This window comes from Cryobacterium sp. Y62 (assembly GCF_002929785.1).
Classification (GTDB): Bacteria; Actinomycetota; Actinomycetes; order Actinomycetales; family Microbacteriaceae; genus Cryobacterium.
Window position 1 is genome coordinate 140044 of the sequence record NZ_PJJK01000119.1, and the last position, 22725, is coordinate 162768.

At 64.5% G+C, this 22725-nt stretch carries 21 protein-coding genes; 10 read left to right on the plus strand and 11 right to left on the minus strand.

The genetic code is table 11. The annotated features are described in order from the left end of the window. The first annotated feature begins 58 nt into the window (after positions 1-58). The 6 genes from CXY71_RS18130 (at position 59) to CXY71_RS18155 (ending at position 6325) form a co-directional block, all read left to right on the plus strand. The gene (locus CXY71_RS18130) at positions 59-1615 is read left to right on the plus strand and encodes a dolichyl-phosphate-mannose--protein mannosyltransferase (protein WP_233204719.1); all 1557 of its coding nucleotides are present in this window, start codon (positions 59-61) and stop codon (positions 1613-1615) included. A 155-nt stretch (positions 1616-1770) separates the two neighbouring features. After that, positions 1771-2871, plus strand: coding sequence for an acyl-CoA desaturase (locus tag CXY71_RS18135; protein WP_104138731.1), 1101 nt, complete (start codon positions 1771-1773; stop codon positions 2869-2871). A 135-nt stretch (positions 2872-3006) separates the two neighbouring features. Then, positions 3007-3270, plus strand: coding sequence for a hypothetical protein (locus CXY71_RS18140; protein ID WP_146072873.1), 264 nt, complete (start codon positions 3007-3009; stop codon positions 3268-3270). Positions 3271-3386: 116 nt separating this feature from the next. Beyond that, positions 3387-4760, plus strand: a complete 1374-nt coding sequence (locus tag CXY71_RS18145; protein ID WP_104138737.1) for an L-serine ammonia-lyase — start codon at positions 3387-3389, stop codon at positions 4758-4760. Between the two features lie 98 nt (positions 4761-4858). After that, the gene (locus CXY71_RS18150; protein WP_104138740.1) at positions 4859-5356 is read left to right on the plus strand and encodes a LysM domain-containing protein; all 498 of its coding nucleotides are present in this window, start codon (positions 4859-4861) and stop codon (positions 5354-5356) included. A 72-nt stretch (positions 5357-5428) separates the two neighbouring features. Beyond that, a complete protein-coding gene (locus CXY71_RS18155; RefSeq protein WP_104138743.1) occupies positions 5429-6325 on the plus strand; it encodes a sulfurtransferase in 897 nt (298 codons plus the stop codon). 124 nt (positions 6326-6449) lie between these two features. Here the strand turns inward: CXY71_RS18155 and CXY71_RS18160 are convergent, their stop codons facing one another. Further along, on the minus strand, positions 6450-8948 hold the full coding sequence (locus tag CXY71_RS18160; RefSeq protein WP_104138746.1) for an RNA helicase: 2499 nt from the start codon (positions 8946-8948) through the stop codon (positions 6450-6452). Positions 8949-9213: 265 nt separating this feature from the next. Here CXY71_RS18160 and CXY71_RS18165 point away from each other — a divergent pair, with 265 nt between their 5' ends. After that, positions 9214-10815, plus strand: a complete 1602-nt coding sequence (locus tag CXY71_RS18165) for a molybdopterin-dependent oxidoreductase (protein ID WP_104138749.1) — start codon at positions 9214-9216, stop codon at positions 10813-10815. 147 nt (positions 10816-10962) lie between these two features. Here the strand turns inward: CXY71_RS18165 and CXY71_RS18170 are convergent, their stop codons facing one another. From CXY71_RS18170 to CXY71_RS22415, 6 genes are all read right to left on the minus strand, one after another. Next, a complete protein-coding gene (locus CXY71_RS18170; protein ID WP_104138752.1) occupies positions 10963-11919 on the minus strand; it encodes a ferritin-like domain-containing protein in 957 nt (318 codons plus the stop codon). Positions 11920-12071: 152 nt separating this feature from the next. Further along, complete coding sequence (tatC, locus tag CXY71_RS18175) at positions 12072-12827, minus strand: twin-arginine translocase subunit TatC (RefSeq protein ID WP_104138892.1); 756 nt, start codon at positions 12825-12827, stop codon at positions 12072-12074. 41 nt (positions 12828-12868) lie between these two features. Next, positions 12869-13111: a Sec-independent protein translocase subunit TatA gene (tatA, locus tag CXY71_RS18180; RefSeq protein WP_104138755.1), complete on the minus strand. Its 243-nt coding sequence runs from the start codon at positions 13109-13111 to the stop codon at positions 12869-12871. A gap of 117 nt (positions 13112-13228) precedes the next feature. After that, positions 13229-14167 (minus strand): (2Fe-2S)-binding protein, encoded by a 939-nt coding sequence (locus CXY71_RS22410; RefSeq protein WP_104138758.1) that lies wholly within the window; start codon positions 14165-14167, stop codon positions 13229-13231. Continuing rightward, entirely contained in the window at positions 14092-14718 is a 627-nt protein-coding gene (locus CXY71_RS18190; RefSeq protein ID WP_104138761.1) for an FAD-dependent oxidoreductase, read from the minus strand. Before CXY71_RS18190 ends, CXY71_RS22410 begins: the two co-directional genes overlap by 76 nt. A 39-nt stretch (positions 14719-14757) precedes the next feature. Further along, positions 14758-15696 (minus strand): molybdopterin-dependent oxidoreductase, encoded by a 939-nt coding sequence (locus CXY71_RS22415; protein ID WP_255412646.1) that lies wholly within the window; start codon positions 15694-15696, stop codon positions 14758-14760. Positions 15697-15800: 104 nt separating this feature from the next. Between CXY71_RS22415 and CXY71_RS18200 the strand changes: the two genes are divergently transcribed. Continuing rightward, entirely contained in the window at positions 15801-16583 is a 783-nt protein-coding gene (locus tag CXY71_RS18200) for an RNase H family protein (protein WP_104138764.1), read from the plus strand. A gap of 17 nt (positions 16584-16600) precedes the next feature. Further along, on the plus strand, positions 16601-16975 hold the full coding sequence (locus CXY71_RS18205) for a TraR/DksA C4-type zinc finger protein (protein ID WP_104138767.1): 375 nt from the start codon (positions 16601-16603) through the stop codon (positions 16973-16975). 251 nt (positions 16976-17226) lie between these two features. On the opposite strand, the gene CXY71_RS18210 is transcribed toward CXY71_RS18205, so the two are convergent. Next, entirely contained in the window at positions 17227-18531 is a 1305-nt protein-coding gene (locus CXY71_RS18210) for an exonuclease domain-containing protein (RefSeq protein WP_104138769.1), read from the minus strand. Between the two features lie 284 nt (positions 18532-18815). Then, positions 18816-20285: a sugar porter family MFS transporter gene (locus CXY71_RS18215; protein WP_104138772.1), complete on the minus strand. Its 1470-nt coding sequence runs from the start codon at positions 20283-20285 to the stop codon at positions 18816-18818. Positions 20286-20500: 215 nt separating this feature from the next. Between CXY71_RS18215 and CXY71_RS18220 the strand changes: the two genes are divergently transcribed. Beyond that, a complete protein-coding gene (locus CXY71_RS18220; RefSeq protein ID WP_104138898.1) occupies positions 20501-21415 on the plus strand; it encodes an oxygenase MpaB family protein in 915 nt (304 codons plus the stop codon). Between the two features lie 33 nt (positions 21416-21448). Here CXY71_RS18220 and CXY71_RS18225 read toward each other — a convergent pair whose 3' ends face one another. Both CXY71_RS18225 and CXY71_RS20785 read right to left on the minus strand, forming a co-directional pair. Continuing rightward, positions 21449-22306, minus strand: a complete 858-nt coding sequence (locus tag CXY71_RS18225) for a Cof-type HAD-IIB family hydrolase (protein WP_104138775.1) — start codon at positions 22304-22306, stop codon at positions 21449-21451. Between the two features lie 62 nt (positions 22307-22368). Continuing rightward, positions 22369-22695 carry a CAT RNA binding domain-containing protein gene (locus tag CXY71_RS20785; protein ID WP_233198441.1) on the minus strand — a complete coding sequence of 109 codons (327 nt, stop codon included), beginning with the start codon at positions 22693-22695 and terminating at the stop codon, positions 22369-22371. Between the last annotated feature and the right edge of the window lie 30 nt (positions 22696-22725).

Here is a 22725-nt window from a genome sequence, read left to right on the forward strand (position 1 = left end):
GCAATTCTCGCAGCCTGCGCGGAGCATCCGTTCTTCCCTCGCTCTGTACGATGGTCAGGTGCTCGCAACTAGTCGATGGGTTCGCTGGGGCACCCACCTCGCCGTGGTTCTGTTGGCTGCCGTGTTACGGCTGTGCAATCTTGGCTCACCGCACGCGCTCGTCTTCGACGAGACCTTCTATGTCAAGGACGCCTGGAGCCTGTTCAATAACGGCTACGAGTCCACCTGGCCGGAAGACGCCAACGTTCAGTTCGAAGCCGGCCACACCGACATCTTCACGACCGACCCGTCCTTTGTCGTGCATCCGCCGATCGGAAAATGGCTCATCGGGCTCGGCATGAATCTGCTTGGCCCCGACAACCCGTGGGGCTGGCGGCTGGCGACGGTCGTGGTGGGGGTGCTCGCGGTCGTATTCATCATGCTCGTGGCGCAGAAGCTGTTTCAGTCCCGCCTGCTCGCCCTGATCGCCGGTTTTCTGCTCGCGATCGACGGGCACGCCATCGTCATGAGCCGCGTTGCGTTGCTCGACAACTTCGTGATGTTCTTCGCCCTGCTCGGTTTCGGGGCAATTCTGCTGGACCGCGAATGGCACGCGACTCGACTCGCCAGCCGGCTGGCCGGGCTCCGCGAGCAGGGCTGGGGTCCGGCGCTGTGGTGGCGGCCGTGGCTGCTCACCGCCGGCCTTGCCTTCGGTCTGGCCAGCTCGGTGAAATGGTCCGGCGTCTATTTTCTCGCCGCGTTCGGCATTTACCTCGTCGTCGTCGACGCGCTGGCCCGTCGCCGCAATGGCGTGGCGTTCTGGCTTAGCGCCGCCATTCTCAAACAGGCTCCGGTCACGTTTCTGCTGCTGGTTCCGATTGCCGTCACGACGTTCCTGGTTTCCTGGACCGGCTGGTTTGTCACGCGCGGGGGATATTACCGTGACTGGGCAGACGGGGCGGGGGCCGCCTGGACCGGTCCGTTCGCCTGGGTTCCGAATACCCTGCAAAGCTTTTGGCACTACCAGGCGGCTGCGTACACCTATCACGTGGGACTCGCCACACCGCATCCGTACCAGGCAAACCCGTTGACCTGGCTGTTCATGATTCGACCGACCAGTATGTACTACCGCGGTTCCAGCTCGGGTGAATTCGGCTGCCAGCTGCAGAGCTGCTCTGAGGCCATCACTTCCGTCGGCAACCCTCTCATCTGGTGGGCGGCGACAGCAGCACTGTTCTACCTCGTCTACCGGCTGGCTCGGTATCGGGAATGGCGGGTCGGCTTCATACTGATGGGCATGGTCGCCGGCTACCTCCCATGGTTGATGTACCTGAACCGCACGGTTTTTCAGTTTTATACGATCGCCTTCGAACCGTACCTGCTGCTCGGGCTCACCTTCGTCATTGGGCTGGTGCTGAAGCAAATTCCCGACCAGGCGCGGCCAGAACGGAGGCATTCAGCACATTCGCAGGTACCGGAATACGACCCCAAACCGCGGCCTGGGGCTCTTCGGGCGGTCCTCGTCGGCCTCGGCGTCGGCCTGCTGCTCACGGCGTTCTTCTTCCCGGTGTGGACCGGAATGCAGACGTCACTGGAGTTTTGGCAACTTCACATTTGGATGCCAAGTTGGCGATAGATCGGTCGAATACATTCCATTTTTGGCATATACTGACTGGGAATGCTGTGTGAATGAAGCGCAAACCGGGGTCGGACGAACGTAGAATAACCATTATCTGCACGACGAGTAATTGCTCACGTCCCGACTGAGAAGTCCCGATCCACTAAGGCCTCATGTCGGAATCGCTAGCCGCACCCTCGGTCCGTATCATCAGGACCCGCCCGGGTGGAGACACCAAGAACCCTACAACCGAATATTCCGCACTGCTGCACACCGTGCGCAATCTGGGCCTGCTCGGCCGTCGCACCGGTTTCTACTGGACGGTATTCTCCATCCTCGTCGTCGCCACGGGCGGTGCTGTTGCCGGTTTCGTTCTGCTCGGTGACACCTGGTACCAGCTGATTATCGCCGCAGCCCTCGGCCTCATTTTCACCCAGTTCGCCTTCCTGGCGCACGAAGCTTCGCACCGCGCCGTGTTCACCTCCGGCAAAGCCAACGACCGCGCCGGTCGCATCTTGGCCAACCTGTTCGTCGGCATCAGCTACGCCTGGTGGATGACCAAGCACAGCCGTCACCACGCTCAGCCGAACGTCATCGGTAAGGACCCCGACATAGAGCCTGACTTCATCGTGTTCCGCGAGGAAGACGCCAAGAAGGTCAGCCGCATCGGCGCACTCGTCACCCGCAAGCAGGGCTACTTCTTCTTTCCGCTGTTGATGTTCGAAGGCATCAACCTGCACATTCAGGGCTTCAAGACCGTCTTCGGTAAGCACAAGGTCGACCAGCGCTGGATCGAGATCACGATGCTCGTCACCCGCATCTCGCTCTACCTCGCCGTCATCTTCTACTTTCTGCCGCTCGGCATAGCCTTCGCCTTCGTCGGCGTGCAGATGGCCGTGTTCGGCGTCTACATGGGTGCATCCTTTGCCCCCAACCACAAGGGGATGCCGCAGCTTCCGGCCGAAAGCAAGGTCGATTTTCTTCGCCGCCAGGTGCTCACCAGCCGCAACATTCGCGGTGGCACCTTCATCGATACCTACATGGGCGGACTCAACTACCAGATTGAGCACCACCTGTTTCCGAACATGGCCCGCCCGCACCTGCGCAAGGCGCAGGAAATCGCCAAGGAATACTGCCAGTCGCACGACGTGAAGTACACCGAGACCGGCGTCTTCGAAAGCTACGGCATCGTCATCGCCTACCTCAACAAGGTCGGCTTGGCCGCTCGTGACCCGTTCGACTGCCCAATGACCGCACGGTTCCGCACGCACTAGTCTCACAGCACCGCATGCACGAAGGCCGTCTCTCCGGAGGCGGCCTTCGTGCATGCGGTGCTGGTTCACTTTGATTGGCACCGTGTGGCCACGCTCTTTGGTGCGCTCGCACCCGTACCATCCAGAGGCCACACCATGCACGGTCTTGTCAGAGACATCGGCATCATCGCTACCACCGGCGTGCCGCTCGATCTGGCACTCTCCCCCGCATACGCTGCCGACAGCGACACGGTTGACGCCACCATCAGCGCCGGACTCCTGACCTTCGAGGCCAGTGCGCCCAACGCGATGACCGCTGTCATGCACGACGGCAGCTCCAGCGAGTCCTCGACCGGCACGACCCCGCAGTGGAAGGTCGTCAACGCTCGCGGCACCGCAGCCGCCCCGACCAGGTCTTGAATCTGCATTGTTGCCGCAAGGGAGGCTTGAGATTTAAACCGCACACCCACCGGCTACTGGCATCCGGTCTGCGACCCACTGACGGCTTTCCCGGCCGAAAGACTTAGCATGGGAGTGTGACAGCGTACGTCTCGGCCCTCGACCTCTTCTCCATCGGCATTGGTCCATCCAGTTCCCACACCGTGGGACCGATGCGCGCTGCGCGCGTTTTCGCCGAACACCTGGTCGCGACCGGCCGATTGGCGGAGGTCACCCGCATCCGCTGTTCACTTTTTGGTTCGCTTGGTTCCACGGGACTCGGCCACGGAACCCCCAATGCCGTCCTGGCCGGCCTCCGGGGACTGCGACCCGAAACCTGCGATCCGAGCGACGTGCGCGCGGCCTGGTCCGGCCTGGACACCGGCGCGACCATCACGCTGCTCGGCGGGCACACGATCCCGATCTGCCAGAGCGATGTGCACTTCGAACCGCGCACCCGGCTCCCCGGGCATCCGAACGCGCTGACCATTTCCGTTTTTGGCACCGACGACTCGATGGCCCTGTTCGAGGAGACGTTCTATTCCATCGGCGGTGGGTTTATTCGGCACGATGGCGACCAGGTTTTAGTGGCCGCTCCCCAGCAGCCGCTCCCCTTCGAGTCCAGTGCCGAATTGCTCGCGCTGTGCGACGCGCACGATCTAAGCATCTGCGAGATCGCGCGCCGCAATGAAGAAGCAATCCACGGCAGCGCCGTGCTCGATGCCGGACTCGACGCCATCTGGCATGCCATGCACGTCTGTGTCGAAGCCGGACTGGTCGCCGAGGGCACCCTGCCGGGCGGTCTCAAGGTCAAGCGTCGCGCCGCAGCGGTACGTATGCGCTTAGAAGAATATGACCGCGTGCCCACACACGACCGGGACACCTCGACTGAGTGGCTGCATGCCTTCGCGCTCGCGGTCAACGAAGAGAATGCGGCCGGTGGCCGCGTCGTCACCGCGCCCACCAACGGGGCGGCTGGTATCATTCCGGCGGTCGGCCATTACTACCTGCGCTTCGTTCCGAAAGCGGATGCTGCCGGCATCCGTCGGTATCTGCTCACCGCAGTGGCCATCGGGTCCCTGGTCAAGGCCAACGCCTCAATTTCCGGTGCCGAAGGCGGCTGCCAGGCCGAGGTCGGAGCTGCGTGCGCAATGGCGTCCGGTGCGCTCTGTGCCGTGCTCGGCGGCACACCTCGCCAGGTCGAGAATGCGGCCGAGATCGCCATGGAGCATCACCTCGGACTGACCTGCGACCCGGTCGGTGGCCTGGTGCAGGTGCCCTGCATCGAACGCAACGCCATCGCCTCGTCGACGGCCGTTTCGGCGGCCCGGCTGGCACTGCACGGCGACGGAACCCACCTGGTCTCTCTCGACACTGTGATCGAAACCATGCGCCAGACCGGACTCGATATGATGACGAAGTATAAGGAAACCAGTGAGGGTGGCCTCGCAGTTAACGTGATCGAGTGCTGATCTGATCCCCAAATGGGGGTGGTCCAACCTGTCCAACCGGACCGATCTCCCCCTAAGCTGGCTGAACGCGTGGGTCGGCCGGGCCGCACCGTCTTTCTTTGAAGGGTCCTACCATTCGCACCGTTTTCGCACGTCGCCCCCTGGGCAGCGCCGTCGCTGCCCTCCTGCTCGTTGCTCTGGCCGGCTGCGCCGGTGAACCGGCACCTGCGGTGACGGTGACCATCACGCCGAGCGTCACACCGACACCATCGCCCACCCCGACGCCGACGCCCACTCCGATCCCCACGGAGGAAGCGGCATTGATTCCCAACCCGGAAGTACCCGATCTCGTGCCCAACGCTGAACCCGTACCGCTGCCCCAGGGTCCGGCCGTCGACCACGGCAGCACGCCCGGTGCGCGCGGCGCAACCACATCGAATGGCAGCGGGGCGTTGCTCACCTATACGGTCATCGAGGGAGACGCTTTTTTCGATATCGCCCAACGATTCAATATTCCAGTGCAGTTGTTGCTCACGATGAATCCTTCGGTGCCGGGACTCGGCGAGAACATCTATATCAAACAGACAATCAACCTCGACTGGACCACAACGCTGTAGTTGTATGTCTCTGCATGACCTGAACCAACTCCGGTTCCGGCCGGTGTCGGCGGCCACCGTTAGCCTTGGATCATGACTTCACCCGTGCCGTCCTCGCTCGTTGTATCCAGCCCCGTTGTGTCCACGCAATGGCTGGCCGACCATCTCGGTTCCGACAATTTGGTCATTCTCGACGCCACCGTATTCGCTGTCCCCGCAGCTAACGACGGGCCGCATTACCTCAGTGGGCGCGATGACTATCTCACCAAGGGGCACATCCCCGGTGCCGTGTTCGCTGACCTGTTCGACGTTTTCTCTGACCCAGCCGGTGAATTCGACTTCTCGCGGCCGAGTGCCGAAATGTTTGAAGCGGCCGCGGTATCCGTCGGCATTGACAATGAGACCACGGTGGTCGTCTACGACGCCGTCGTCGGTCAGTGGGCGGCGCGCATCTGGTGGCTGTTTCGAGCCTTCGGCTACGACGATGTCGCCGTGCTTGACGGCGGCCTGGCGAAGTGGCACGCCGAAACGCGCCCGTACGCCACCGGCGGCACGCACCCAAGATTCGCCAGCGGCTTTGTAGCAACGCCGCGGCCCGAACTGTGGGTCGACAAGAGCTTCGTCGAGTCGATCGTCGCAGGCAAAGCCGATGCCGCCCTCGTCTGCTCAGTGCCGCCGGCGGAGTTCGCCGGTACGGCCGGAACCCGTCCGCGCGCCGGGCACATTCCGGGCAGCATCAGCCTGCCCGCCGCGAAGCTCGTCGACCCCGGCACGAACGCCTTCTTGCGTGGTGACGCGCTCAGGGCAGCTCTCGCACCGACCGTGACCTCGAGCGCTCACCTCGTGACCTACTGCGGCGGCGGAATCGCCGCGGCGGCCAGTGCTCTCGCGCTCATCCGCGCCGGCAACGAGCACGTCTCGATCTACGACGGGTCGCTCAACGAGTGGACGGCCGACGCGGCCGCGCCGCTGAACGCTCCCGGCGCGTAACGGCCGGGAGGGCAGCGCACCAACACCGGGTGAGCGCGCCCAATCTGGGTAGCCGCTTCGCCCGTTACCATAGCGGCTACCCAGTGTCGGGCACGGTGACGGACATGGCCGTGGCGGAGTCGGGTTACAACCGGTTGACCCCGGTGACCCGCACGACGGCTTCGCCGAGCTCGTCGGAGTCGGCGAGATTCACGCTCGCGCTGATGCCCCAATCGTGGTCCCCGGCCGGGTCATCAAGAATTTGACGCACGGTCCACTCCTCAGCACCCTCTTCGATCATGAGCAGGTCGGAGCTGCGGGCGTTGCCGCCAGTGAGCAGCTCATCGTGGTCGGCGAAGTAGCCGTCCATCGCCTCGGCCCAGACGTCACTTGAGTAACCGTGTTCGCGGTCGAGTTCGCCGAGCTCGTCGTAGTGCTCGAGTGCGGCCAGCTGTACCCGGCGGAACAGCTCGTTCCGCACCAGAATGCGAAATGCCCGCGTGTTAGTGGTGAGGCGGCGCGGCGGCGGCGGCAGAATCGCGTGCGATTCGGCGGCGTGCACGGCGAGGTCGGGGTGCAGCAGTTCCTCCCACTCGTCGAGCAGGCTCGAGTCGACCTGACGCACGAGTTCGCCGAGCCACTCGATCAGGTCGAGCAGGTCTTCGTTCTTGGCCTCGTCGGGGATGGTCTGCCGGGCCGCCCGGTAAGCGTCAGACAGGTAGCGCAGTACGACGCCCTCGCTACGAGCGAGCTTGTAGAACGCGATGAACTCTCCAAAAGACATGGCCCGCTCATACATGTCGCGTACGACGGTCTTCGGTCGCAGCTCGAAGTCGGCGATCCACGGCTGGGAGGCCTTGTAGGTCTCGAAGGTGTAATTCAGCAGCTCCTCGAGAGGCTTGGGGTAGGTGATCTCTTCGAGCAGCGCCATCCGCTCGTCATATTCGATGCCTTCCCGCTTCATCGCGTTCACTGCCTCACCTCGGGCTGCGAATTGCTGCCCCATGAGCACCGGCCGCGGGTCGTCCAGGGTTGACTCCAGAATGGAGATCATGTCGAGCGAGTAGGTGGGTGCTTCGGGATCGAGCAGCTCGAACGCTGCCAGCGCGAACGGTGAGAGCGGCTGGTTGAGCGCGAAGTTCGCCTGCAGGTCGACGGTCAAGCGAATACTGCCGCTCGCGCTCTGCTCCACGATGCCGGCTTCGCGCAGGGTCTTGTAAATGCCCAGAGCGCGTCGGGCCAGCACGAGCTGTCGCCGCCACGGCTCGTGGTTGTCAAAAACCAGCGAGTACACGTGCGCGAAAGCGTCGCCGCCGCGACCGATCACGTTGATGAGCATCGCCGCGGTCATCTGCATGCTCGATGACAGGGTCTCGGGTTCGGCGTCGACCAGCCGACGAAAACTCGGTTCGCCCCAGGACACAAAACCGTCCGGCGCCTTCTTGCGCACGATCTTGCGCTTCTTCTTCGGGTCGTCGCCAGCTTTTTCGATGGCCTTGAGGTTATCGCTCTCGTGCTCCGGCGCCTGGATGACGACCGTGCCGGCTGTGTCATAGCCGGCCCGCCCGGCCCGCCCGGCGATCTGGTGGAACTCGCGTACGTTGACCTGGCGCATTTTCACACCGTCGTACTTGGTGAGGGCGGTGAACAGCACGGTGCGGATAGGCACGTTGATGCCGACGCCGAGGGTGTCGGTGCCGCAGATCACGCGCAGGTAGCCGCGTTGGGCGAGCTGCTCGACCAATCGGCGGTATTTCGGCAGCATGCCGGCGTGGTGCACGCCGATTCCCATGCGAATGAGCCGCGACAGGGTCTTGCCGAAACTGGTGGTGAACCGAAACTCACCGATCAGTTCGGCGATCACATCGCGCTGCTCACGAGAGGCGACCTTGGCACTCGCGAGGGCCTGGGCGCGTTCAAGGGCGGCCGCCTGGGAGAAGTGCACGATATACACCGGGACCTTGTCGGTGTGCAGCAGTTCTTCGACGGTTTCGTGCACCGGCGTCTGCTCGTAGTAGTAGCTCAGCGGGACCGGGCGTTCCACCCCGGTGACAACGGCCGTGTCACGTCCGGTACGCCGGGTCAGGTCGTCGCTGATGAATTTGACGTCACCGAGCGTGGCCGACATGAGGATGAACTGCACCCGCGGCAGCAACAGCAGCGGCACCTGCCAGGCCCAGCCGCGCTCCGGGTCACCATAGAAGTGAAATTCGTCCATCACGACGAGATCGACCTCGGTGTCCTCGCCGTTGCGCAACGCCAGGTTGGCTAGGATCTCCGCGGTGCAGCAGATGATCGGGGCGTCGGCGTTGACGCTCGAGTCACCGGTCATCATTCCGACATTCTCAGCCCCGAAGGTCTCCACCAGGGAGAAGAACTTCTCGCTCACGAGGGCCTTGATCGGCGCGGTGTAGAAGCTGCGCTTGCCGGCCGAGAGCGCGGCGAAGTGGGCCCCGACAGCCACGAGCGACTTGCCGGTACCGGTCGGTGTGCTCAAAATGAGGTTGGCACCGGACACGATCTCGATGACCGCTTCCTCCTGCGCCGAGTACAGGGTGAGGCCCTGCTCGGTCGCCCAGCTTTCGAACGCCTCAAAGAGAACGTCGGGGTCGGTTTCGTTGGGGAGGCTCTTGAGCAATGACATGGTCTATTAAGACTGCCCTACTTCGGCTGCCCCTGCCTGCCGAACGGAGCCCGCACCGGCCTCCCCCGTGGCCAATTCAGGAAGATCGGCCAGGATCACCCTCTGCAGAACGAAACCGGGGCGATTTCGCCGCGATCTCCTGAATTAGCCACGACGAACGGCACCAGTCCTCGCCCAGGCCGGCAAATCATAACGGATGTCTGACGAAACTGAGCCTGCGCCCGCGCTGGGTGGTAATCACAGCCGCCCGTTCTAGGCTGGCGACATGGTCTACGTCACCCCGGGCACCGCGGCTGCTGCCACGCCCAGCCGTGCCCGGGTGCTCTGGCGCCCGGCAGCTGTCGGTCTCGCCGCCGCGCTGGCCGGCCTCGGTCTGGCCGAACTGACCGCGACCTGGCTCGCTCCCGGCGCGAGCCCGGTGCTCACGGTTGGTGCGCTCGCCATCGACATTGTTCCGGCGGAAGTCAAAGACCTCGTGATCGGCTTGTTCGGCACAGCCGACAAGATCGTGCTGATCGTCACCATCGTGCTCGTGCTGCTGGTACTCGCCGCCCTCGCCGGCATCCTGGAGAGTCGGCGCCCGCCGTTCGGCCGGCTGCTCGTCGTGCTCATCGGCGGGATCGCCCTGTTTGCGGTGTTGTCCCGCTCGAGCGCCTCCACCCTTGACGCGGTGCCCGCCGTGGTCGCCATGGGGGGCTCGGCCATCGCGCTGACCCTTCTCACGACCCGGTTGCCACGGCCCGCTCCCGCAGTGGAACCAGCCGGCATCGTCGCACCCCTCGAACCGAACGGCCCCGATCGTCGCCGCTTCCTCGTCTACACCGGCGTGACCGCCGGCATCGGGCTCCTTACCCTGGCCGGCGCCCAGATCAGCGCCGTAGGGACCCGGGCAGCGGATGCCGCACGCGCGCTGTTCACACTGCCAGCGGCATCCGTTCGCCAGGCCGCCATTCCGGCGGGGGCGAGCCTCGACGTGGCAGGCATCACCCCACTGATCACCCCGAACGCCGACTTTTACCGCATTGATACCGCCCTGAGCGTGCCGCGCATCGACCCGACCACGTGGCGGCTGAAGATCACCGGAATGGTCGAGAATGAGGTCGAGATCGACTTCGCCGAACTGCTCGCCCTGCCGCTCGAGGAGAGCATGACGACACTCGCCTGCGTCTCCAACTACGTCGGCGGCGACCTGATCGGCAGCGCCACCTGGCTCGGCTATCCGATTCGAGAGCTGCTGGCCCGGGCGAAACCACAGAGCGGCGCCGACATGGTGCTCTCCCGAAGCCAGGACGGTTTCACCGCCGGCACCCCCATCGAGGCGCTGACCGACGGGCGCAACGCTATTCTTGCGGTCGGCATGAACGGCGAACCGCTGCCGCTCGAACACGGCTACCCGGTGCGCATGGTGGTGCCGGGCTTATATGGCTACGTGTCAGCGACGAAGTGGGTCATTGAACTCAAGCTCACGCGTTTCGCCGATGAGCAGGGTTACTGGACGCCGCGCGGCTGGTCCGCCCTCGGGCCGGTCAAACTCTCCTCGCGCATCGACGTACCGCGCGGCGGAACGTCCGTTCCGGCCGGGTCGGTCGTCATTGCCGGTGTCGCCTGGTCCCAGCACGTGGGCGTGAGCGCCGTCGCGGTACAGATCGACAACGGCCCGTGGCAGGACGCGACGCTCGCCGACGCCATTTCGGTCGACACGTGGCGGCAGTGGGCATACACCTGGACCGACGCCGGCATCGGTAATCACTCCATCAAGGTGCGGGCAACGGATGCCGCCAACCTCGTTCAAACGTCGGCAACGGCCGACGTCGCCCCCGACGGCGCCACCGGACTGCACGAAGTCACGGTGTCCGTCTCGGCCTGACGGGGAGGTTGTCGATCATCGGCTGGGTAGCAGCATCCATGGCACCGGTAAAACATCGATCCAACGGATGCCGACAGTGCTGGCGCGCAGAAACCCCGCGAATCCCTGGTCGGCTTCATACAAGGATTCGCGGGGCTGCGGGGTGAGCTAGCCGTTGGCCCCACTCGTGTTGATCACGCCGTTGACTCCGGCCGGGAAGAATCCGCCCGAACGCACCGGAGCCGCGTTGAGATAGGTGATGTTGAGCACCTGGGCGGCGCTGCGGCTGTAGGCGAGGCCGTTCGCGTCGGTCGGCGCGAGGTTGGCCTTCGACGCGTTGCCGATGCCCTGGTCGAGGTCGGCCCTGCCATCGACGGCATCGCGCACATCGGAGATCGCCTGCGCCGTCGTGTACACCGAGGGAACGGCGATACCGAGAGCGTAGAGCGTGCTGCGAATAACACCGGCGTGATAGGCCTCGACCGCGAGCAGCCCAGCGGCGGCCTCCAGGAAGGTCTTGTTCGAGATCAAGGGAGCTGCACCCTTGTACGCGGTCACTCCGACGTCCTCAAAGATGAACGCACCGAACAGAAAGTTCGCCTCATTGGCGTAGACGTCGAACTTCTGCCCCGGCTTGACCAGCCCGGCCGCCTGGGCGGCCGCGGTGAAGCTCGCATCGAGATTGATCCTGGGGCGGGACACTGCGACACTGCCCAGCGCGGAGCGCAGGAAGGCAACGTGCGCCTTCTCGTCGGCAGCGATCTCGTCGGCGTACTTCTTGATGATCCCGGTCTTGAAATTCACCATGCGGCCGCCGGTCACCCCGCCACGGGCTCCTGTTCCCGTGGTCAGGCTGTCGGGCAGCCCGCTACCGGTCGTGGCGCGCAGGTAAAACTCGGCCTCGAGGTACTCCAGATTGAGCGCGAAGTTCAAAATGGCGGCATCGCTCGGTGCGGCTGCCGGCGCCGCGGCCGCTTCCGAAGCGAGTGCCGGACCACCGGTGGCGAGCACCGCCGCGCCCACCCCGAAACCGGCCACACCGGCGGCGCGCAGAAAGTTTCGGCGGTCGGTGGAATTCTCTGCACTGCGGTTAATGGCGTTGGTAATGAAACCCTGATCGAACATTCCAGTTCTCCTGACGTTGTGTGAATGTGCCGAGCGTGTCTGAACAGACTTCGTCAACCTACCCGCGCAAAGTATTTCCTCGCGGGGCTGGACACGGCATGTAAGCAAACGATAAGGAGTGAGTGTGCTTTGAACGGATGCCGATCCACGGATCAGAGCAGCAGTCCGTCCGCTCCGACCGGGGGCAGGCGCCGGGCGGCTCGGCGGTCGTGCAGCACGGCGATGCCGTAGGCGGTGAAATAGAGCGCGACCATGGGCACGGCGAGCAGGAACATCGATACGACGTCTGCGGCCGGGGTCGCGATCGCCGTGAACAGCACGATGACCAGAATGGCCACTCGCCAGGATTTGATGATGGAACGGGCGCTGATCACCCCGGCGAAGTTGAGCAGCACAATGAACACCGGCAGCACGAATGCGATACCGATGGCGATCATGAGTTTGAGCACGAAATCGAAATAGTTTTGCGCGTTGATGAGCGCCGCGTCCTGCTGCGGCGCGAAACTCGTCATGAGCTCGACCACGTGCGGCAGTACGTACCAGCCGGCCGCGCAGCCGAGAAGAAACAGCGGAACGGCCGAGAAGAAGAATCCGAAGGTGTACTGCTTCTCACGACGGGTCAGCCCGGGTACCAGAAAGGCGAAGATCTGGTACAGCCAGACGGGGCTCGAGACGATCAACCCGACGTAGAAGGAGATGCGCAGCTTTAGGTCGAAGGCACTCGTGATGTCGGGGTAGTTGATCTGCGCGTTGCGGTTCTGCGCCCGAACGATGGCGTAGATCGGCTCGCGCAGACCGTCCCAGACAAATCCGGACAGCAGCCAGCCCGCAATTGCACCGACCAGGATTCCGGCAGCGGCGAGAAAGAGTCGCTTGCGTAACTCCAGCAGATGCTGCCCGAGCGACATTTTGCTCTTGTCGGGAGTGCTGCGCACCCCCTCAACCACCATCAGGCTTTCGGGTGTGGTGCGCCGCGGGAGTCGGGGCTCGTGCTGCTCTCGGCGCTCGTGCTGTCGTCGGTGTGGTCGGCCGGCCGGGTTTCGTTGGCGCGGTCCGGTGTGATCTCGCTCTTGAAGATCTTCATCGACTGGCCGAGACTGCGGGCGAGCCCCGGCAGCTTCGGAGCGCCGAACAACAACAAAATTACAACGAGAATGATCAGAAAATGCCATCCGGTCAGGTTGCCCAGCATACGAATTCTCCCTCGAATTGAGTCGGTCGATCAGCAGTGTAATCGCCGCGGCACCGACACATCCGGGAAAAGCTCAGCATTTCCGACGGCCGTAAGGTTTCCGCAAGCCGGTTGTCATCAGGTCGCTGATGCGGCCGTCGCCGCGGCGAAGCGCTCGAGAACGTCCCCGATCCGCGCTGTACAGCCGCCGCATCCAGTGCCGGCGCGCGTTACCGCACCGATGCAGGCGACGGTGGTGCTGCCCGCTTCGGCCGAGTCGACAATGGTGCCGCCGGTGACTTCGTTGCACCAGCACACGGTCACATCACGCGCGAACGCGCTGCCGGCCTCTGGCTCGTAGTCCGGTCCGTCGTAGCGCAGCAGCACGGAGCGATCGAAAGGCAGCTCACTGCCCCGCGCGAACAACAGGGTCAGCTCGACGGCCGTGCGCGGCATCCCGACGTAAACGAAGCCCCCGAGAATGCCGTCGCGGGTGACCATTTTCACGTAGCGGCCGGCTTCCCGGTCAGCCCATTGCGACGCGCGCAGCGGAGAGGATGCGCACCCGGCAGCATGGTCATCGACCGAAAGGTCCCACGGGTCGGCGGAGGTGTTGCCGACCGAGACGACGTCGATTCCGTCGGCTTTGAGCATGACGACGGCTGAAACGGATGCCGCGAGCGCCGCCGTCTCGGGCCGGCCCAGCACCTCGGCGATGAATCGTGCGGCGAGCCAGTCGGCCTGGCGCCAGCCCGGACCGATCAGGCCGCTCGGCCCGCCGGCCGGCAGCGCCGTCAAATCGCCGACGCGTGGCGCGGCTGCCACCTGGGCACAGTCGCCGATGGCGTAGATGCGCTCATCGGTCCAGCACTGCAGATTCTCATCAACCAGGATTCCAGGCGATACCGGCAGACCGGCCAGCTGGGCCAGTTCGGTGCGGGCGCCGACACCGCAGGAGAGCAGCAGCAGATCACCGTGTACCTGCTTGCCGTCGGCACAGATCAGTGCGTCGAAGCGATCGACGCCGTCGTCGTCCTGATGAAACAGCAGGCTTTCGGCGCGGGAGTGGTTGACCATGGTGACGCCGGCCCGCCGGCCCGCCGGGCGCTCTGGGCGAGCACGCTGTCGCCACCCCGGTCGAGGTTGGGCGCCATCGGAATCTCCCCGTGATAGACGACGCAGGCCTCTCCCCTGGCGGCGGTAGCGGCGAGCACGATCTCCATACCGAGCACGCCGGCGCCAAGCACGACGATGCGTTTGCCCGCCGCCACAGCCGCGAGCACCCGTTCCGCTTCGTCGAGGTCGCGCAACACGGTGACCCCGCGCGGGAGCGGGGCGTTGCTCGTGTCGAGGGTGGCGGCATCCGCTGTGGGTATCTGGCGGTCTCGGCGCACCCGGGTGACGCCATCGAGCGTGGGAATGTTGGCGCGGGCACCGGTGGCGAGCACGAGCCGGTCGTAGGGCAGCAGGGTGCCGTCACTCAGGGACACCGCGCGGCGGCTGCGCAGAATGGCAGAGACACTCACGCTGCGGTGCAGGTGCACGCCTGCCGCGCGGGTGCCGAGGGCATCGGTGATTTCGAAGCTCTCCCGGTCGGCATTGCCGACGGTGTGGGCGAAGCGATCCAGAAATAACCGCGGCGTTCCGGTGGACCAAACCGGATAGGGTCAGAAGGCCGGTTCCTCGGAGTCGAGCAGGGTATAGCTCAGGCCGGAGTAATGGGTCAGCCCAAGGAGCAGCCCGAGGTCGCTGCCCGAGGTCGGCTGCACGTGCATGCCGGCACCGTCTGCGGTGAGGCGAGCGGTCGCGGTGCGTCGCGGGTCGACGACCACGAGGCCGCCGGCGGCGCGGACTCCGTCGAGGTGGCCGATAAACGGCGGCATGGTCTGGGCCACGTTGGAACCGAGAATGAGGATGGTATCGGCCGCATCGAGCTCGTCCACCCGAAACGGCAGGCCCCGATCGAGTCCGCAGGCCCGGTTGCCGGCCGCGGCGGCGCTCGACATGCAGAACCGGCCGTTATAGTCGATGCGGCTGGAGCGAAGCGCCACCCGGGTGAATTTACCGAGCTGGTAGGCCTTCTCGTTGGTCAGGCCGCCGCCGCCAAACACGTCGGCCCCGAACTCGGCACGGGTCTCGCGCAGCTTGGCCGCGACCAGGTCGAGCGCGTAGCCCTTCTGGCTCTGCGGGTAGAAGTAGGTGATGTTCGACATGGTGCTGGCGAAGTTGCCGACGCTGAAGCCGAGGGCGACCGAGGGGATCAACAGCAGGCCCGCCGAAATGATGGTCCAGTTGCGGTCGCCGAACTTCGGCACCAGAAAGGTGTAGGGAAAACGCAGGGTGGCGCCGACCAGGCTCGGCATCGAGATGAGCCAGAACACGTCGGTGGTCGAGAAGGTGAAGCCGGCCGTTGGCAGCGAAACGACGACGATGCTCCACAGCTGCCAAACCACGAAGCCGAGAAACTCGGCGAAGATCGACCACTTGAGGTTGCGGGCGGCGATGAGTTTGCCGCCCTGTTCCCGCTGCTTCGTGTTTTCGGGGTTCCAGTTGTCGATCCACCGGCCGGGACGGTGCACGAGCACGGCGTCATCGATATCGATCAGGTTGGGCGCTGTTACCTGACGGACACAATATGGGCAGCGGATGCTGTGGATGGCAGACTGAGACAATCCGCGCTCGCGTATCACGCTGTTTGAAAGGCCCACACATGACGATCACCGCTGCCGCCGACGGTTCTGCCCTCGGCAACCCCGGACCGGCCGGTTGGGCCTGGTACGTTGACGATTCGTCGTGGGCGGCCGGCGGTTGGAAGCACGCGACCAACAACCAGGGTGAGCTGAGGGCGGTGCTCGAACTGTTTCGGGCGACCGCGCACATCGACGACGACCTGCTCGTACTCTGCGATAGCCAGTACGTGATCAACTCCGTCACGAAATGGATGAAGGGCTGGAAAGCAAAGGGCTGGCGCAAGAGCGACGGCAAACCGGTCATGAACCTCGACCTGCTCATGGAGATCGACGAGGCCATCGCCGGGCGTCGCTACCGGTTTGAGTGGGTCAAGGGGCACGTCGGGCATCCGCTCAACGAGGCCGCCGACGAGCGTGCCCGCGGCGCAGCCGAGGCGTTTCAGCGTGGCCGTCCGGCACCGGCCGGGCCGGGTTTTCGTGGAACCGAAGCGGCGGGTGAGCCGGCGTTCGCGGCGAAGGCCACGGCCTTCGTCCGACAGGGCTCGCCGAGCGTGCCGATTCCCCGCGCCGAGCGAGCTACGGCCGACGCGCACGACGAGCTGTTTTCCCTCGACGACCTCGGCGCAGAGATTGGCGAAGACTTTCGCGACCTGATCGACCCGCACGGTCTCGACACGATGCGCAGCGGTGGCGAGCTACAGTGGGTGTCGCTGTCGCTCAGCACCGATGAGCACCGGCGGCTGGTGCAGCGAGCCAATGCCCGCGGAGTGACAATCGAGGAGTACCTGCGCGGCCAGATCTGAGCGTGCGACCATGGAACATGACCGGTTCACCCTTTAACCCCGCACAACTACGCACCTTCCAGTCCGATCTTGACGAGCGCCGGCTCGAGCTGACCGAGAAGTCCCAGCGCCTAGCCGACACCTTCGCCGGCGTGCAAAGTTCACGTAGCGACGGCTCGCACGACCCGGAGGCCTCCTCGCTGCGCACAGAATGGTCGCGCATGTCCGGGTTTCGGGACGAGGCCGTCGAAGAACTCGCGGCCATCGACCGCGCCTTGCAGCGCATAGTCGACGGCAGCTATGGCCTGTGCGTGCGCGGCGGGGAGCGTATTCCAATGGGTCGATTGCAGGTCAAGCCTGCTGCCGACCTCTGCATCGCCTGCGCCGAGAAGGCCGCTCCGCGTCGCCGCTAGCAGCTAGCGGCCAGCTGTTAGGTCCAGACTCGACCGCACTTCCACGCTGCGCGGGAGGCCGAACTCCCGCGCAGTGACGCAAGTCCCGCGCGCCAAGTGACGCGGGACTTCTGGTCCGGCCGGCACAGGTCCCGCGTAACGGACTCGGTTGGCTAAACCCGGTGGCCATGCCCGGTTGCCATGCCGGACGCATACACTCAGTAGTCACCACATGAGCGGATGCCGGCCGGTCCGGTTCAGCCGATGCCGCGTCAGTGCACGCCGATGAGCGAGCGCAGCCCGAACTCGGAAACGATCGGGATGCCGTAGTCGCGGGCCTTGCCGGTCTTGCCGGTGAACGATTCCGGGTTGGCGGCGACCAGCAGGCGAGTACGCATCGTGACCGCGGCGCCCAGGGACAGTCCGCGGGCGACCAATTCCTTACCCCAATCGGCGCGGGGGCGGGCCATGTCACCGGTCAGCACGACGATATCGCCCCGTTCCAACAACACCTCATCGATCGAGGCGACCGGCTGACGCGCCGCCACTGCGGGCGTAGCCAGCGCGGTAGCGACGACCTCCGGGGCAACGTCGAGCATGCGGGCGACCGCGATCAGCTCTGCGGAATCGGCAATGTTGAGCGCGCCGTTCGACCATGCTACGCGTACCAGATCTTCGAAGTAGCTGCGGTGCAGCGCGGTGCAGTCGGTCGGGCTGATGTCGCTGAATTGAGCCAGTACCCGCAACTCGCGCGTTTCGCGAGGCAAGAGCACGCGATCGATCAGGCACAAATCGAGCAGAGCGAGATAGTCGAGGTGCTTCTCAGGGCCGGTGTAGTCGGGAAGTTTCACTGTCACCCGGGCGAGAAAGCTCGGCGTTGCCAGAACATCCGTGCGTGTCGGGTCGCGGTGCACCCAGACCGGCTCGGTTCCGACCAGCGCATTGCCGACCAGCGCCGTGCCGACCAGCGCCGTGCCGACCGGAGCAGGGCCTGTGGTGGCACGCGGGATGGCCGGCCAGACATTCAGCGCGGCCCGGTCGAGGGCATCGGTCCAGGGTGCGGCGCTCGGCGAGCCGTGCACGTACGCGGCCAGCAAGCTCGCGCAGGCGACCGCCTGCACGAGTGCACCAGGGCCGGGCCCGATCTCAATGTCGTAGGCCGCACAGCAATCCACGAGCAGTCGACCGGCCCCCGGCAGGTAGCGACGAGCCAGTTGCATGGTACAGACCGCTTCGAGTCCGCGCCCGGGGGCGTAGCCGATCTGCTCGAATTCGCTCATCAGAAATCCGGTGACGAACTGGGCGTTGTGGGTGACCAGCACCCGTCCGCTGAGCAGGTTGACCAGGCGCGGAGCGATCTGGGCAAACGTCGGTGCACGCAGCAACTCGGCCGTGCTGATGCTATGGTTCGCCGACCCACCGACGTTACTTTCCGGGTTGACGACAGTCTCCCACCGCGCAGTAATGTGACCACCCTCGTCGAGGTGCACGACGGCGACCTCGACGACCCGGTCCCGTTGGTACGGGAACAGTCCGGTGGTTTTCAAACTTATAACGGCGTATCCACGTTCGGGCATGGTCACACTCCACAATCTTGTGTTGTGAAAGTATCGACAAACCGCCGACTAAGCGACGGCCCCTTCGGGGGCTTGACGTATCGGCTGTACGACTGTTTTTATGCGTGTCGGGGCTCTTTTAGCGCCCGAAAACCTGCCGGTGCGTTAGGTTCGACCCGCCCGTCGCGCGGCCCACAGCTGCAAGCGCACATGCATGCTACTCACTGCCCTGCAGGCCAGGCGCGCGAGTAACTTTCGGGCACGCAGTCACACATTACGGCCCACAACGGCGTACCGCGCCCGGGCTACTTGGCCGCGCGGCCGGTCGCCTTCCTGGCCGAATTCTTCGGTGGCAGCAGGGTATCAGCCTCTTCGAGTGACATACCGTTCGTCTCGGGTACCTTGCGCAGCACGAACCAGAACGACAGCCCGGCGAACACGGCATAGAGTCCGTAGGTGATTGGAAGCGAGGCATCCGCCATCGGGGGAAAGCTGACCGTGATCAGAAAGTTCGCGATCCATTGGGCAGCCGCCGCGAGACCCAGCGCCTTCGCCCGAATCGAGTTTGGGAACATCTCCCCGAGCAATACCCAGACCACGGGGCCCCAGGACGCGCCGAACGAGATGACGAATAGGTTGGCCGCGACGAGTGCGATCGGCGCCCATGCCCCCGGCAGGCTTAGCTCGCCGCCCACCGTTACCGACTGGCTGAAGGCGATAGCCATGGTGGCAAGCGACACCGTCATGCCGATAGAACCGGTGAGTAGAATCGGTCGCCGTCCGATCCGGTCGACCAGGGCGATCGCGACCAGGGTGACCAGGATGTTGGTCACCGAGGTGATCACCGAGATGGTCAGCGAGTTGGATTCTTTGAACCCGACGGCCTCCCACAGGGTGGTCGAATAGTAGAAGATCACGTTGATGCCGACGAACTGCTGGAACACCGACAGGACGATCCCGACCCAGACGATCGGCTTCAACCCGAAGGCGCTCCCCCGCAGTGACCCTGACTTCTGCGACCGGGCGTCGACCTCGATCGACCGGCGCATGTCGCGAATCTCGCGATCGACGTCGCCGCTCGGCCAGAGCCGGGTGAAGACGGCGCGGGCATCCGCTTCTTTATCTTTCAGAATGAGAAAACGCGGGGATTCTGGCAGGATGAACGCGATTCCGCCATAGACGATGGCCGGAACCGCGCCGGCCAGAAACATCCAACGCCAGGCTTCGAGGCCGAACCAGAACTCGCTGCCGGCACCGCCGGCACTCTGGGCGAACATGGCGTCGGAGAGCAGGGCGGTGAAGATGCCGAGAGTGATCGCGAGCTGCTGCAACGAGCCGAGGCGCCCGCGCATCTGCCGCGGCGAGATCTCGGCGATATAGGCCGGTGCCACAACGGATGCGAGACCAATGCCCAGTCCGCCCACCACCCGCCAAATGATCAGGTCGACCACGCCGAAGGCGAGGCCGGAGCCGATCGAGCTGACCAGGAACACGACGCCGCCGAGCACCATCATGGGAATTCGGCCATAACGGTCGGCGAAACGCCCACCGAAGAATGCTCCGGCCGCGGCGCCGAGCAGCGCACAGGCCACGGCGAACCCGGTCAGGCTGGCGTTCAGCCCGAATTCCTGCTGTATCGCGTTGACGGCCCCGTTGATGACCGAGGAATCGAAACCGAACAGAAAACCTCCGAGGGCACCGGCGACGGCCAGTGCGATGACCTTTCGGTTCGTGCTCGGCGTGCCGCGATCGGTCGCCTTCGTGGATGTGTTCATCGTGCTGTGTCGGTCAAAAGTGCCGCCCCCTGGGTCACGTGGCCCGCGCTGTGCAGCGTGGGTCTGGAGCAACGTGTGCGACCCAAGCGGGTCTGGAGCACGTGTGCAACCTGACTAGCCTACTTCCGGTGCCATTCATTTTTGACGAGGTGCCCTGGGGCACGGAGCTCCGCACTCGCGGCGGGTGTCCAGCGGGGCAGGGCTACCATCCGAAGATGAGCACATTCTTAGACAGTTGGCGCTCGCACCTGCTGGTGACGCTGTCAGGTAACAGCGAAGGCCGGCCGAAATGGGTCGGCCAGATCGCGACGGGCGACGACGCCGGATATTTCGGACCGGGGAGCGCGGCCTGGGTGGTGCACGGCGGAATGGCGACCATGGTCGCCGGCATCCGGGCCTTGCTCATGCAGACGCTGCACCCGGGCGCGATGGCCGGCGTCCACGACTGGTCCCGTTATCACGAAGATCCGCTCGGCCGTCTGGCGGGAACGATTCAGTGGCTCATCACCGTGACCTTCGCGGACACGGTGGTGGCTCAGCGCGAATCGAGCCGGGTGGGTCACTTTCACGATCGCGTCGCCGGGACCTACCTCGATGCGCGGGGCAAGGAACAGCCATACACCGCGGGTGACCCTGAGCTTCTGTCATGGGTGCACCTGGTTTTCACGGACGCCTTCCTGCAGACCCACCTGCTCTGGGGTGACGCGATTCCCGGCGGTGCCGACGGCTACGTCAATGAATGGGCCACGGCCGGCGAGCTGATCGGCGTGCAGAATGCTCCACATTCGGCCAGCGAACTCGCCACTCAGCTCGAGGCCTTTCGCAGCGCCGGAACCCTGAAAAGCGACGCCCGCGTGGCCGAGGCTGTGCGGTTCATCCGCTACCCACCGCTGAGCCGTGGCATGCTTCCTTTTTACCGCATCATGTTCGCCGGGGCCGTCGCATCGATCCCCCGCGAGTATCGCGACATGCTCGGTCTTAAGCGGTCGCGCCTGCCCGTGGTCTGGGCCACCGGCCTCGTTCTCGGCGTCGTGAGCCGCCTGCTCGGCCCCTCATCGACATCAGAGGATGCTGCCCGCGCGCGTCTGGCGCGCATCGTGCGCACCCACAACCTCGCTCCCGAGGCGTAGTTTCAGCCCGCGCCTCGATCAGATCTTTCTCGGTCAGATCAAACCGTGGCGACGGAAGGCATTCCAGACACCGTCGTCAAGCACTGCGGTGGTGACTTCATCGGCGTGCATCTTGACCTCGTCGGTCGCGTTGCCCATGGCGACGCCTACTCCACAGACCTGCAACATTTCGAGGTCATTGGTACTGTCCCCGATACCGATCGCGGATTCTGCCTGGATGCCAAGGTGTTCGAGAAGTAGCAGGATCGTACTGCCCTTGTTCACCCCGCTGTAGGTCACCTCGCCGCTGCCCGTGCCCATGTGCGGGATGGTGCCGGTGATCACGTGGAAATCCGAGCTGAGAGCCTCGGCCACGCGGTCGTACGCCGTCGGGTCGGCGGCGAGGAAGACCGACTTTGCGATCCCGGTATAGCTGAGCGGGCGCACGTTGGCGAAGGCTTTTAGCGCCGCGTGTTCGTTTCGGTCGGTGACAGAGAGCAGTTCAGTACGGGTTTCGCCGCGGCGTTCTAGGTCGTCCGCGAGGTAGGTCGCGAAACGCGCGCGCACTCCTGGACTCGGGTACAGCTGGTCGAGGGACTGCAGGTAGAAGTCGAATCCGGACTCCTGATAGAAGCTGACCATGCGCGCCACCGCTGCCTCGGGCATCGTGCGGGCGATCACGAGCTCGTCCCCGACTTCGGCGAACCCGCCGCCGGCGCTGATCGTGCCGTCGAATCCGATCTCACGAATGGCGGGGTAGATCTCGACCGATGCTCGCCCGGTGCTGAGGTAAACGAGGTGCCCGTTTTTGCGGGCGGTGCGTACCGCCTCGATGGTGGACGGGGCGATGACCTCTCCGGAATCGATGAGGGTGCCGTCCACGTCGAGGAACGCGATGCGCGGGGAGTTCATGTGTTACTCCAAACGAGGTGGTCTCTGACACGAAAACACGTACCGCAGGCCACCCACAAAGTTTAAACGATTGTCTCGACGCTGGCGAGTGAGGCGCGCGACGTTCGACGAGATAACCTCGTATACCAGTCGAAGGACTTCTTTCTTGTACCGGTCGAGAATGAAAATGCCGTCGGCGATGACTTCACCGACCTGAACGAGGTGCTCGTTGAAGTAGGCGATGCGATGGCCGAGTCGACCGTATCGGTCGGTTGCAGCTGGAGCCCTAGCCCGCGCCCCATCAGCAACCGCTCCTGACCCAGCTTGTCGATGGAGATGGCGACATTGTTGTTGCGCACTTTATGCGCGACTGCGGCCTGAGCGTGTGCCACCTTGAGTTTCGTCGCCAATGAAAAATTCGAGAGCGGATGCCTGTCCAA

What these genes read in the sequence shown, in the direction of transcription:
- CXY71_RS18135 (WP_104138731.1), top strand. Translation starts at nt 1,771, where the DNA reads ATGTCGGAATCGCTAGCCGCACCCTCGGTCCGTATCATCAGGACCCGC.
- CXY71_RS18140 (WP_146072873.1), top strand. Translation starts at nt 3,007, where the DNA reads ATGCACGGTCTTGTCAGAGACATCGGCATCATCGCTACCACCGGCGTG.
- CXY71_RS18155 (WP_104138743.1), top strand. Translation starts at nt 5,429, where the DNA reads ATGACTTCACCCGTGCCGTCCTCGCTCGTTGTATCCAGCCCCGTTGTG.
- CXY71_RS18160 (WP_104138746.1), bottom strand. Translation starts at nt 8,948, where the DNA reads ATGTCATTGCTCAAGAGCCTCCCCAACGAAACCGACCCCGACGTTCTC.
- CXY71_RS18165 (WP_104138749.1), top strand. Translation starts at nt 9,214, where the DNA reads ATGGTCTACGTCACCCCGGGCACCGCGGCTGCTGCCACGCCCAGCCGT.
- CXY71_RS18170 (WP_104138752.1), bottom strand. Translation starts at nt 11,919, where the DNA reads ATGTTCGATCAGGGTTTCATTACCAACGCCATTAACCGCAGTGCAGAG.
- tatC (WP_104138892.1), bottom strand. Translation starts at nt 12,827, where the DNA reads ATGTCGCTCGGGCAGCATCTGCTGGAGTTACGCAAGCGACTCTTTCTC.
- tatA (WP_104138755.1), bottom strand. Translation starts at nt 13,111, where the DNA reads ATGCTGGGCAACCTGACCGGATGGCATTTTCTGATCATTCTCGTTGTA.
- CXY71_RS22410 (WP_104138758.1), bottom strand. Translation starts at nt 14,167, where the DNA reads ATGGTCAACCACTCCCGCGCCGAAAGCCTGCTGTTTCATCAGGACGAC.
- CXY71_RS18200 (WP_104138764.1), top strand. Translation starts at nt 15,801, where the DNA reads ATGACGATCACCGCTGCCGCCGACGGTTCTGCCCTCGGCAACCCCGGA.
- CXY71_RS18205 (WP_104138767.1), top strand. Translation starts at nt 16,601, where the DNA reads ATGACCGGTTCACCCTTTAACCCCGCACAACTACGCACCTTCCAGTCC.
- CXY71_RS18210 (WP_104138769.1), bottom strand. Translation starts at nt 18,531, where the DNA reads ATGCCCGAACGTGGATACGCCGTTATAAGTTTGAAAACCACCGGACTG.
- CXY71_RS18215 (WP_104138772.1), bottom strand. Translation starts at nt 20,285, where the DNA reads ATGAACACATCCACGAAGGCGACCGATCGCGGCACGCCGAGCACGAAC.
- CXY71_RS18220 (WP_104138898.1), top strand. Translation starts at nt 20,501, where the DNA reads ATGAGCACATTCTTAGACAGTTGGCGCTCGCACCTGCTGGTGACGCTG.
- CXY71_RS18225 (WP_104138775.1), bottom strand. Translation starts at nt 22,306, where the DNA reads ATGAACTCCCCGCGCATCGCGTTCCTCGACGTGGACGGCACCCTCATC.